General features: G+C 64.3%; 9 protein-coding genes. 7 read left to right on the forward strand and 2 right to left on the reverse strand.

Annotated features, from left to right (window positions below; translation table 11 throughout):
- Positions 1-206: 206 nt before the first annotated feature.
- On the reverse strand, positions 207-1,082 hold the full coding sequence (locus AC07NK_RS19270; protein WP_495172236.1) for a LysR substrate-binding domain-containing protein: 876 nt from the start codon (positions 1,080-1,082) through the stop codon (positions 207-209).
- A 90-nt stretch (positions 1,083-1,172) separates the two neighbouring features.
- On the opposite strand from AC07NK_RS19270, the gene AC07NK_RS19275 reads away from it, so the two are divergent.
- The 4 genes from AC07NK_RS19275 (at position 1,173) to AC07NK_RS19290 (ending at position 6,385) form a co-directional block, all read left to right on the forward strand.
- Entirely contained in the window at positions 1,173-2,291 is a 1,119-nt protein-coding gene (locus AC07NK_RS19275) for a phosphonoacetaldehyde reductase (protein ID WP_495172237.1), read from the forward strand.
- Positions 2,292-2,308: 17 nt separating this feature from the next.
- Positions 2,309-3,553, forward strand: coding sequence for a phosphonoacetate hydrolase (phnA, locus tag AC07NK_RS19280; RefSeq protein ID WP_495172238.1), 1,245 nt, complete (start codon positions 2,309-2,311; stop codon positions 3,551-3,553).
- 1 nt (position 3,554) lies between these two features.
- Positions 3,555-5,009: a phosphonoacetaldehyde dehydrogenase gene (gene phnY, locus AC07NK_RS19285; protein WP_495172239.1), complete on the forward strand. Its 1,455-nt coding sequence runs from the start codon at positions 3,555-3,557 to the stop codon at positions 5,007-5,009.
- A 71-nt stretch (positions 5,010-5,080) separates the two neighbouring features.
- Positions 5,081-6,385, forward strand: a complete 1,305-nt coding sequence (locus tag AC07NK_RS19290; protein WP_495172240.1) for an MFS transporter — start codon at positions 5,081-5,083, stop codon at positions 6,383-6,385.
- Positions 6,386-6,424: 39 nt separating this feature from the next.
- On the opposite strand, the gene AC07NK_RS19295 is transcribed toward AC07NK_RS19290, so the two are convergent.
- Positions 6,425-7,309, reverse strand: a complete 885-nt coding sequence (locus tag AC07NK_RS19295; RefSeq protein ID WP_495172241.1) for a LysR substrate-binding domain-containing protein — start codon at positions 7,307-7,309, stop codon at positions 6,425-6,427.
- 191 nt (positions 7,310-7,500) lie between these two features.
- On the opposite strand from AC07NK_RS19295, the gene AC07NK_RS19300 reads away from it, so the two are divergent.
- From AC07NK_RS19300 to AC07NK_RS19310, 3 genes are all read left to right on the forward strand, one after another.
- On the forward strand, positions 7,501-10,728 hold the full coding sequence (locus AC07NK_RS19300) for a TonB-dependent receptor plug domain-containing protein (RefSeq protein WP_495172242.1): 3,228 nt from the start codon (positions 7,501-7,503) through the stop codon (positions 10,726-10,728).
- A gap of 37 nt (positions 10,729-10,765) precedes the next feature.
- Entirely contained in the window at positions 10,766-12,055 is a 1,290-nt protein-coding gene (locus tag AC07NK_RS19305) for an alkaline phosphatase family protein (protein WP_495172243.1), read from the forward strand.
- A gap of 44 nt (positions 12,056-12,099) precedes the next feature.
- On the forward strand, positions 12,100-12,353 hold a 254-nt coding region (locus tag AC07NK_RS19310), incomplete at its 3' end, for an acetyl-coenzyme A synthetase N-terminal domain-containing protein (protein WP_495172244.1).

Consider the following 12,353-nt stretch of genomic DNA (forward strand, 5'->3'; position numbering starts at 1 on the left):
CATGGCGCCGTGATGAGAGCCGTTCTCGCAATCATCGCCGCGCTATCGGTGATGTGGATCATCCACGGCCAGGCTGGGTCAGGTCTAGCGCCTCGCTGACCCCGCGACTCCACCGGTGGTTTGAGCTGATGTTTCGCGCCTGGCACCACGGCCACCCCTTCGATGTACGGGCCACCCGGCGAGAAGCTGGCGTTGCGGTGAACAGATCACGCACTGCGCAGCGTACGCGTGACGTCGAGAAACGCAGAGATCAGCCGGGACTGCAGCCGATCGCGGCGGCATACGATGTGCGCATAGTTGAAGATCTCCGCGTCCACGATGGGCAGGCTCCGAATGCGCTCATCCGCAATATACTCGGCGCTTGAGACGAAGCCGAAGCCCACGCCGCTCGCAACCGCCTCGCGCACCGCCTCACGGCTCCCGATCTCCATCACGATCCTGGGCTGGACATTTGCCTGCGCCATGGCGGCATCGCTGGCGCGGCGCGTGTTCGAGCCATGCTCGCGCGCCACCATTGGCTGTTCGTGTAGCTCGGCGATGCGGATGCTGGTGCGGCTGGGTTCGAACAGCGGATGATCGCGCCGCCCGAATGCGACGATCGCGTCCTGGCTGTACTGCGAGAACCATAGCCGCTCGTCATTCTCGACAAAGGCCAGCACCGCGACGTCGGACTGGAACTCGAGCAGGTTACGCAGCACGGCATTGGAGTTGCCGACCGACACCGCGATATCGATCTTCGGGTAGCGCGCATGGAAGGCGACGAGCATTTCAGTCGCGTGGAACGGACCGACGGCGCCGACCCGAAGCTGGCCGGTGCGCAGCTCGCGGCTCTCCGTCAGGAAGTGCCGGGCATCGGCTTCGTCTGCGAGCATCCGGCGCGTGATCTGCTGGAGCTGGCGGCCCGCGTCGGTCAGGCGCAACCGCCCGCCAGTCCGCACGAACAGTTCGATCGAATATTCTTCCTCGAGCTGCCGGATCTGCGTGGTCAGGGTCGGCTGGCTGACATTGAGCTGGCTCGCAGCGGCGGTGACGCTTTCGGCTTCGGCGACGGCATGGAAGGACCGGAGCTGGGTATACCTCATAGGTTTTTTATATAGATACTGAACAAACTATCAATTTGATAATGTCATGGTCTTGCTCTCCTATCCGCCCACGCAAGAATAGTGGGAGGGATGGCTGAGATGGCCACATCGTGGAAGTACGCGAATCCGGTCGAGGTAACGCTGGGCGAGGAAGCGGTGTCAGCGATCCGCAAAAGGGTCGCCGGTCGTGCCTATTGCCTCGTCACCTACAACGACCATCCGTATTTCGACGAAATGACCGCCCGGATCTCCGCCGAGGTCGGCGAGCCCGCAGTCGTGGTGCGCGACGTCGAGGCTAATCCCAGCTTCAACGGCCTGCGCGTCGCTTGCCGCACCTTCGGCGCTGCGGTCGTGCCGCCCGAGGTCATCGTCGCGTTCGGCGGCGGATCGGTGATCGATTCGGCCAAGGCGCTGGCCGTTTCAAACGGCGACTTCGCGAATGTTCAGGACTTCCTTGAAGGCCGCGCCGGCGCCGATGCGGTGAAGGCGATGCCGATCATCGCAGTGCCGACCACGTTCGGCACCGGCAGTGAAGTGACGAGCTGGGCGACGATCTGGGACACCGATGCGCGCAAGAAATACTCGCTCAATCGCCCTGACCTCTATCCCGAGCACGCGATCCTTGATCCTGCGACCTCGCTCGGCGTCCCGCATGGCCTGACGCTGGCGACCGGCCTCGACACGCTGTCGCACGCGCTCGAAAGCATCTGGAACGTCAACGCCAATCCGATCTCGGCCAACCATGCCGTGTTCGCCGCGACTGAGTTGCTCGACACATTGCCGCGCCTGCTCGATGACCTCGGCAATCTCGAGCTGCGCACGCGGGTGGCGCGGGCCAGCCTGTTCGCAGGGCTCGCATTTTCGAACACCAAGACCGCGCTCGCGCACTCGCTCTCCTATTATCTCACGCTGCACCACGGCACCGTCCACGGCATCGCCTGCTCGTTCAGCCTGCCGGCAGTGATGCGCGCCGTGATCGGCCAGAACGAGGACTGCGACCGGGCGCTCAAGCGCATCTTCGGCGCCGATCTCGCTGCCGGGGCGGATCGGCTCGAAGCGCTGCTCAACCGCCTCGGAATCTCGACCGACGCGACCGACTACGGCGTCACCCGCGAAAACTGGCTTGCCGCAATCGACGATGCGCTCGCGGGCGAGCGAGGACGCAATTTTATCGGCACCCGCGATGCCTTTCTGACCAGCGCGGCCTGAGGAGAAACCAAGTGAACATGTCCACCCCCATTGCAACCGAACTCGTGGTCAACGGCCGTTCGTACAAGCGCCCCGATCGCCCCGTTGTCGTCGTCTGCCTCGACGGTTCGGAGCCGGGCTATATCGAGCGTGCGATCGAGGCGGGCCTCGCCCCGAACCTGGAGCGCGTGCTCAAGACCGGGACCAACAAGACTGCGCTGTCGGTTGTCCCGACCTTCACCAACCCCAACAATCTGTCGATCGTCACCGGCCGGCCGCCCGCCGTCCACGGCATCTCGGGCAATTTCTTCTACGACCGCGAGGCGGGCGTCGAAGTAATGATGAACGACGCCAAGTTCCTGCGCGTCCCCACCATCTTCGCCACGGCCCAGCAGGCGGGCCTCAAGATCGCCGTGGTCACCGCCAAGGACAAGCTGCGCACCCTGCTCGGCAAGGGGCTGGACTTTGCCAGCGGCACCGCGATCGCCTTCTCCTCGGAAAAGGCGGATCAGGCGACCAAGGCCGATAACGGGATCGAGGACGTGCTCGACTTTGTCGGCCTGCCCTTGCCCAGCGTCTATTCCGCCGATCTGTCCGAATTCATCTTCGCAGCGGGCGTGAAGCTGGTCGACACCTTCCGTCCCGACCTCATGTACCTTTCGACCACCGACTATGTGCAGCACAAGTCGGCACCGGGGGCGAGCGCGGCGAATGCCTTCTACGCGATGTTCGACCGCTATATCGGTGAGCTCGACGCGCGCGGCTGCACCATCGTGATCACTGCGGATCACGGCATGAACGACAAGCACGACAGCAACCAGCAGCCCGATGTGATCTATCTGCAGGACGTGCTGGATGCCGCGCTCGGCGCCGGGGTCGCCCGCGTGATCCTGCCGATCACCGATCCCTATGTCGCGCATCATGGCGCGCTCGGCTCGTTCGCCACGGTCTATGTCGATGCCGACAAGGTCCAGCCGGTCATTGGCGCCGCGAACGCGATCGACGGCATCACCGTCGCGATCGACGCCGCGGAAGCGAGCGAACGCTTTGAGCTGCCGATCGACCGGATCGGCGACGTCGTCATCCTCTGCGGCAAGAACAAGGTGCTCGGCACCACCGCCGCGCGGCACGATTTCTCAGGGCTGACAGAGCCGCTGCGCAGCCATGGCGGCCTGACCGAACAGTGTGTTCCGCTGATCTCGAACCGCATGACCGACATCGAGCCCGGCCGCGTCCTGCGCAACTTCGACGCCTTCGACGTCGCCCTCAATCTGGTGCGCTGACATGAACGCCAACGCGAATATCCAGCCGGTCCGCCTCGAATCGATGCGCATTGCCGGCAAGCTCGTCCAGACCGACGAGGTGATCGAGGTCCGCAATCCCTATGACGGATCGCTGGTCGGCACCGTTCCGGCGGCGCGCGCGGAGCATGTCCGAGGGGCGTTCCAGGCCGCCAGGGCGTTCAAGCCCGCACTCACCCGCTATGAGCGCCAGCAGATCCTGCAGCGCACCGCCGAACTGCTGCGTGAGCGGCGCGAGAAGTTCGCCCGGCTGATCGTCGCGGAAACCGGCCTGTGCTGGAAGGACGGGCTGTACGAGGCGAGCCGTGCCTATGACGTGTGGTCGTTCGCGGCCCAGCTGACGATCAAGGACGATGGCGAGATCTATGCCTGCGACATTTCGCCGATGGGCAAGGCGCGCAAGATCTTCACCACCCGCGTGCCGCTGCTCGGCGTGGTGTCGGCGATCACACCGTTCAACCACCCGCTCAACATGGTCAGCCACAAGCTCGCTCCGGCGATCGCGACCAACAACCGCATCGTGCTCAAGCCGACCGAGTTGACCCCGCTCACCGCGCTCGCGCTCGCGGACGTGCTGTACGAAGCGGGGCTCCCGCCCGAGATGCTGTCGGTCGTCACCGGCAACCCGTCGACGATGGGCGACGCGATGATCACCGATCCCGATGCCGATCTGGTAACCTTCACCGGATCGGTCCGCGTCGGCAAGCACATCGCCCACACCGCAGGCTATAAGCGCAAGGTGCTTGAGCTGGGCGGCAACGATCCGCTGATCGTGATGGAGGACGCCGATCTCGACAAGGCGGCCGAACTGGCGGTCGCCGGCGCCACCAAGAACTCCGGCCAGCGCTGCACCGCGGTCAAGCGCATCCTTGCGGTCGAGGCGATCGCCGACGACTTCTCGAAGCTGGTCGTCGAGAAAGCGAAGAAGCTGCGGAGCGGCGATCCGATGGACCCGTCCACCGATGTCGGCACCGTCATCAACGAACGCTCGGCGATCCTGTTCGAAAGCCGCGTGAACGATGCGGTCGCGCGCGGGGCGGATGTCCTGCACGGCGAAGCGCGGAAGGGCGCGCTGTTCGCCCCTACCGTGGTCGATCATGTGCCTGCGGATTGCGAACTGGTGTTCGAGGAAACGTTCGGGCCGGTGATCCCGATCATCCGCTGCCCGAACGACATCTCCGAAGTCATCCGCATCTCGAACTCGACCGCCTATGGCCTGTCATCGGGCGTCTGCACCAACCGTCTCGACTATGTCGAACGCTTCGTCGCGGAGCTTGAGGTCGGCACGGTCAATATCTGGGAAGTCCCCGGTTACCGCATCGAGATGTCGCCGTTCGGCGGGATCAAGGACTCCGGGCTCGGCGACAAGGAAGGCGTGGTCGAAGCCATGAAGGGCTTCACCAACGTACGCACCTGGTCGATGCCGTGGAGCGTCTGATCCGGAGCCAAATAATTGTAATGAAATAATAATATTGGTGCGGGCGTGGCGATGTCACCGGAGGGATGCGTATGAACTATGTTCAACAGGGCGGCATGACCGGCCAGGTTTCGTCCGGTGAACAGCCGGGTTTCCGCAGCGCACAGCGGCGGATGCTGCTTGCCGCGATGTTCTGCTACCTGTTCTTCTACACCGGCCGGCAAACCTTCGGCTTCGCCATCCCGGGCATCCAGGCCGAGTTCGGCGTTTCCAAGGAGACGCTGGGCTGGGTGAGCGCCGCGCTGCTGTGGTGCTATGCGATCGGACAGGCGATCAACGGCAATATCGGCGACAAGTTCGGCGGCCGCCGTGTGATGAGCGCCGGTGCCATCCTCTCGTGCATCGCCAATTGGGCGGCGAGCTTCGCCACCGGTGTCGTCAGCCTTGGCGCGCTGTGGGGGCTCAACGGCTATTTTCAGGCCTTGGGCTGGGCGCCGGGCAGCCGGTTGCTGTCCAACTGGTTCGGCAAACATGAACGCGGCAAGATCTTCGGCTTCTACGTCTTCGCCGCGGGCATGGCGTCGGTGCTGTCGTTCGTCACCTCGATCATCGTCGTCCACACGCTCGCGCTGGACTGGCGCTGGATCTTCCGCCTGCCCGTGTTGCTGATGCTGGTCGGCGGCATCTCCTTCTACTTCATCGCGCGCGAGCGACCCGAGGATCTCGGCTTCCGCTCGCCGCATGACGATGGCGACGAGAGTGCGGCCGACGCCGCCGTCGCCGACGACGAGAGCTCATGGCAACGCTACAAGGCGGTGCTCTCCAACTGGCGGCTGCTGCTCGGCGGACTCGCCATCGGCTTCCAGAACGCTGCACGCTATGGCCTGATTGTCTGGGTGCCCGTGCATTTCCTCGGCGGCAGCGGCGACGCCGCGCCCGCGAACAGCTTCATCGATCCGCAATGGATCGCGGTCGCGCTGCCCGTTGGCATGGCGATCGGCGCGGCCACCAATGGCTGGGTCTCCGACAATGTCTTCGGGTCGAAGCGCTATCTCGCGATCGTTCTCTACATGGTGCTCGCGACGATCACGTCGCTGTTCATGTACACCATCCCGACGAGCCAGGTGTATCTCGGCCTCGCCACGCTCTTCCTGTGCGGCTTCTTCGTCTATGGCCCGCAATCGTCCTTCTGGGCGCTCTGCCCCGATCTGGTCGGGAACAAGCGTTCGGGCACCGCGGTCGGGATCATGAACTTCTTCGCCTATCTCTTCGCAGGTCTGGGCGAGCCGCTGATCGGCGGGTTCATGGATACCCACCACGATACGTCGCTGGTGTTCCTGATCGTCGCTGCGGCCAGCGCCGCCAGCGCGACGGTGGCGATGTTCATTCGCCGGTAAACCAGGGCGGACCGGGTTCTCACGGCCCGGTTCGCCCGCTCAGGCCCGCGGCGCTCGCCCGGCCTTGGTCGCGCGCAGCGTCTCGAAGAACGACGCGATGATCCGGCTGCGCCGCCGTTCGCGCAGGCAGCAGACATAGATATGGGTCAGCACGGGCGACCCCGCGATCGGCAGCGGGTGGAGCTGCTCGTCGGGAATATACTCCGACTCCGACACCGTCCCGATGCCAAGCCCCCGGATCACCGCCTCGCGGATCGCCTCGCGACTGCCGATCTCCATCGCCACCTGCGGCACCGCGCCGATCGTAGCGAACCCGTCCTCCAGCGCGCGGCGCGTCGTCGACCCGCGCTCGCGCAGCAGCAGCTTCTCTTCGGCAAGCCTGGTCAGTTCGATCGTCCTGAGCGCGGCCAGCCGATGGTCGCGGCGGACAAAGGCGATCACGGGATAGCTCGCATAATGCTGGACATGGTAGCGGTCGTCATCGGTATCGCGCGCCATGATCCCGACATCGCAGCCATAGCCGGCGAGCTCGCGCAGCACCGACTCCGAGTTGCCGAGCGCCATCGACAGAAACACATCGGGATAGCTGGCGTTGAACGTCTCGATCATCTCGATGACGTGGAACGGGCTGACCGCGCCGATCTTGAGCGACCCGCTGCGCATCTGCACGCTGTCCTTCAGCATCATCGCCGCATCGTCCTCCAGCCCCGTCATGCGGCGAGCAAGGTCGAGGAATTCGCGCCCGATTTCGGTGAGCTCGATGCGACGGCCGCGCCGTTCGAACAGGCGCACGCCATGCTCCTCTTCCAGCGCCTGAATCTGCGAGGTGATCGTGGTCTGGCTCATATTGAGCGCGCGCGCCGCGGCGGTGAAACCGTTGTAGCGGGCGACGGCGACGAAACTGCGAAGCTGGGTCAGTGTCATGGGCTCTTATCCATCGAAATTCTCGTGCAATGTATCGGTAATGCACGTCTATTTCGACATAAATGAGCCATGCTAGCTTCCTAGAAACATCGACGAAGCAGGACGCTGGAGCCCGCCATTTCCCACGTCGGGGCGACGGGGAAACGACGTTCCTATCGGGCTGGATTTGTCGAGATTACAGGAGGGGACAAATGGCTATTCGTCATTCGATTCGTTGCGGCACCGCAATTCTGGCCGTGCTGGCGCTGACCGCTGGCGCACGTGCGCAGACCGTCGAGCAGCCCGCGGAGACGCCTGCGCAGGACGAGGATACCAAGGAAGTCATCGTCACCGGCTCTAACCTGCGCCAGGCGCAGGAAGGCGCGCTGCCCGTCACCGTCATCGACCAGTCGGAGATCGACCTGCGCGGCGGCTCGACCGGCGCCGATCTCTACGAAACCCTGCCGTCCGCCGCCCCGCCCGAGATCAACGAGGGCACGATCGCATCCCAGGGCGCACGCGGCGACGTTTCCTCCCCCGATCTTCGCGGCATCGGCGCGGGCAGCACGTTGCTGCTCATCAACGGCCGCCGCCTGGCGCCGCACCCGATCACCGGGACCGATCAGGGTGTTCCCTCACTCTCGGCCAACGCGAATGTCGTTCCCACCTCGCTGATTTCGCGGGTCGAGGTGCTGCGCGACGGTGCCTCCGCGATCTACGGTTCCGATGCTGCCGCGGGCGTGATCAACAACATCATCGATCCGGGCAAGGATCGCGGCCGGATTTCGATCGAAAGCGCGATCACCGACGATGGCGGGGCGGACGAGTTCCGCATCACCGCGGCCAAGACCTTCCAGTTCGGCCATACCTCGATCGGCGTCTCCGCCGACTATTTCGATCGCAACAAGCTGTTGTTCGGTGACCGTAAATGGGGCTCGCAATCCGACCTGCGGCGCACGCGCGATCTGCCCGCGCCGTGGAACGGCGAGGCGATCGTCGATCCCGCGACCGGTGCCAATTTCTCGCGCGACAACGATCTCGATAACGGCAGCACGATCACCCATTACGGCCAGTATCGCCGCGGCTTCATCCAGTCGGACTTCCTGACCTTCAACGGCGGCCGTCCCGACGGCAATCGTGGCATCTCCACCTCGACCTCCCCGACCGGCGGCGTCGCGACGGTGGCGACCGATGGTACCTTCTTCCTCTATCCCGGGGCCGACGGCGCCGTGAACTTCAAGCAGACCGCGCCATCGCGGACGCTGGGCGGCGCCGAGGACGAATATTACGACAACCGCCTGCCGCATCGCACCCTGGTGCCCGCGCTCAAACGCCTCAACCTCGCCGGGTTCATCGAGCATGAGTTCAGCGACAGCCTGACCGTCTTCGGCGACGTGATCTATTCGGGCTCGCGCGCGAAGAGCCAGCGCGAAGAAGCGAACATGCAGAACGTTAACGAGCCGGGACTCTATGTTCCCGCCTCGAACCCCTACAACCCGTTCGGCGTGCGCTTCTATCATCCCACGGGCGCACCCAACGCCGACGGCACATCGCGCATCGTGGGTACGCCAGCCGATGTCACCATCGTCTCGGGCCTGATCCCGCCGGGCACCCGCCAGCGCTACATCCAGGTGAATTCGAGCTTCTACCGCGCGCTCGCGGGTGCACGCGGCAATTTCGGCCGCAACTGGTCATGGGAAAGCGGCGTGCTCATCTCGGGCGCCTATAGCCACGAGACCGAATCGAACATCTATCGCGAATCGCTGTTACGCATGGCGCTCAACCGCACCGACGCGAGCGCGTACAACCCGTTCCCCGTAACCTTCAAGGTGGTGAACAACCGCGTCGTCGCGGACCAGCCCTATCTCAATCCCGCATCGGTCACCGATCCGATGTACGATACCGACAATCGCTACGGTAAGACCCAGCTGATCGTGTGGGACGCCAAGATCGCGGGCGAGCTGTGGAAGCTCCCCTTCGGCGGCGGCAATATCCAGGTAGCGGCGGGCGCCGAGGCACGCTGGGAACGCTATGATGCGTGGAAGGCGCCCTATGCTGGCCTCAACCCGCCGGGCTCGGGCAGCCAGTTCCCGTATCTGCGTGAGAACGACAACGACTTCATCGCGATGAGCCCGAATTCGGACATCCACGCCAAGCAGAATATCCAGGCCGGCTATGCCGAAATCGCGCTGCCGCTGGTTACGCGCGACAATTCCTTCTTCCTGTTCAAGGTGCTCGAACTCAGCGCCGCGATCCGGCACGAGCGGTTCTCGATCCACGGGTCGAGCACCACGCCCAAGTTCAGCGTGCTGTGGGGACCCACGCCATGGCTCAAGCTGCGTGCGTCGTACAATGAATCGTTCCGCGCGCCGAACCTCGCGCAGACCAACACCACCCCGCTGCTGCGCGTGAACTATACGCAGGATCCCTACCGCTTCGACGTCACCAACTCGGCGGCCGACGACAACGCCCCGCGGCGTACCTTCCGTCAGGGCAATGACCGGCTCAACCCGGAGCGGGCCAAGAATTTCGGCGCGGGGCTGGTCTTCGACGTGCCGGGGGTGCGTGGCCTGTCGCTGACCGTCGATTACTGGAACCTCTATCAGCGCGATGCGATCACCGCGCTCGGCAATGCCGAAGTGCTGGCGACGGACGAGCTGCTGCTCGACCTTGCGACCCAGGCGGCGCTCGCCTCGGGCACGCCGATCGGTCAGATCAACCTCGGTTCGGGCACCGCGACCTATGCCGGCAACAGCCGCGTCACGCGCCGCGCGCCGACCCCCGCCGATATCGCCGCCTTCGCCGCCTATAATGCCGCCCAGCCGACCAACGCCACCAAGCGCGCGACAGTCGGTGAGATCACCAGCCTGATCAACGACTATATCAACCTCGGTTCGCGCAAGCTCGCCGGCATCGACTTCGCGCTAAACTGGCGCCTGCCCGATTTCGGTCTCGGCCAGTTCACGCTCAAGGCCGAAGCGACCAACTATCTCAAGCGCGACGAAGAACTCGCCGACGACGGTATCGTCACCGACGAGCTCGGCAAGAACCGCCGCCCGAAATGGAAGGGCAATTTGTCGCTCGGCTGGCGCAGCGGCCGCTGGTCGGTCAACTGGTTCACCAGCTATTTCGGCGCCTATGCCGACAGCTCGGCCTCGACCACCCAGGCGATCTACGAGGCGCTGGGCAAGCCCAAGACCATCACCGTGTTCAACGACAATGGCATCAACCGCTATTACATGCGCGTGAAGCCGGCGGTGCTGCATAATCTGCGTGTCACCACAGCACTTGGGCCCGACAGCAAAACGCGCTTCACCTTTGGCATCAACAATGTCTTCAACACCTGGCCCCCGGTGGCGGACGAGGACGAGGGCTATTTCACCGGCACGGTCAACCCGCGCGGGCGCCAGTTCAAGGTTAAGCTCGAGCATCGCTTCTAGGCCGCCACCCAATCCGGAAGAGCAAATGGAGTCAGTGATGAAGCGACGGCGCATTCTGCAGGCTACGATCGCGATCGCCGCGATCGTCACCCTCCCCGCCGGATCGGCGGCGGCGCGTCCCGGTGCGCCGCAAAAGGCCGCCGAGGTGCAGGCACGCCATCCGGTGCTGCTGATCTCAATCGACGGGATGCGCCCTGACGCGGTGCTGGAGGCGGACAAGCACCAACTCGCCATCCCCGTGCTGCGCGGCTTCCTCAAGGACGGCAGCTATGCGCAGCAGGTGATCAACGTGAATCCCACCGTCACCAATCCCAACCACACCACGCTGGTGACGGGGGTGCTGCCGCTCGAGCATGGCATCTACAATAACCGCCCCTTCGCGGCGACGGCGAAGCTGCCCAAGGGCTATAGCGCCTATGCGGAGATCAAGGCGCCGACGCTGTGGGGCGCGGCGAAGAAGGCGAAGCTCCGGACTGCCAGCATCTTCTGGCCTGTGACCAAGAAGGCGCACGACATCGACTTCAACCTGGTCGAGGGCAATGACGAGGACGACATGAAGATCGCCGACGATGCGATCGCGCTGATTGAGCAGAAACGTCCCGACCTCCTCACGGTCCATTTCGTGGCGGGCGACCACGCCCAGCATGAACATGGCCCGTTCAGTGCCGAGGGGAATGCTGCGCTCGAGCGGATCGATGCCCAGATCGGCCGCGTCGTGGCCGCGCATCGCAAGGCATTTCCCGGCTCCGTCGTCGCGATTGTCTCCGATCACGGCTTCGACGCGGTGACGCATCAGGTGAATCTCAACGCCGGGCTGGTCGATGCCGGCTTCATCAAGCTCAGCGGCGAAGGCGAGGACCGCGGCGTCACCTCGTGGAAGGCCTTTGCCTGGTATGTCGGCAGTTCGGCGATGATCGTGTTCGAGAATCCGAAGGACCGGCAGGTCCGCGCCGAAGCCCTCGCCTATCTTCAGAAGCTCGCCGGCGATCCGTCGAACGGCATCGAGAGGATCTATGCGCGGGAGGATTATGCGAACCGCGGCCTGCCGCCCGGCGTCGCCTATATCGTCGGGTTCAAGCCCGGCTACCGCATGGGCAATTCGATGTCCGGCGTGCTGGTGAAGAAATCCAAGGGCGGCTCGCACGGTGCCTTCTCGACGCGGGATCTGCGCCCCGACATGCACTCGTCCTTCTTCATCACCGGACCCGGGGTCGCGGCCGGCAAGAATCTCGGCACGATCGACATGCGCCAGATCGCGCCCACGCTGGCGCGGGAACTCAAGGTTTCGCTCTCCGCGGCAAAGGCACCGCCGCTGCCGGTGCGCTGAGAACGACAAGCATAGTCTTGGCGGTAAGATGCGGGGAGAAATGTGTGTCCGAAGTCTATCCGGTCGCGGCGGAGTGGAAAGCAGCCGCGTCCATCGGGGAAGCAGCCCGCACCGAAATCTACGCGGCATCGCTATCGCAATCTGATGCCTTCTGGCTGGATCAGGCGAAGCGCCTGGAGTGGGTGAAGCGTCCGGAGCTGGCGGGGAACTGGTCGTTCGATGAGGCGAATTTCCGGATCGAATGGTTCGCGGACGGCAAGCTCAATGTCGCGGCCAACTGCATCGACCGGCATTTGGC

The organism is Sphingomonas sp. GW821-FHT09B04 (assembly GCF_059418285.1).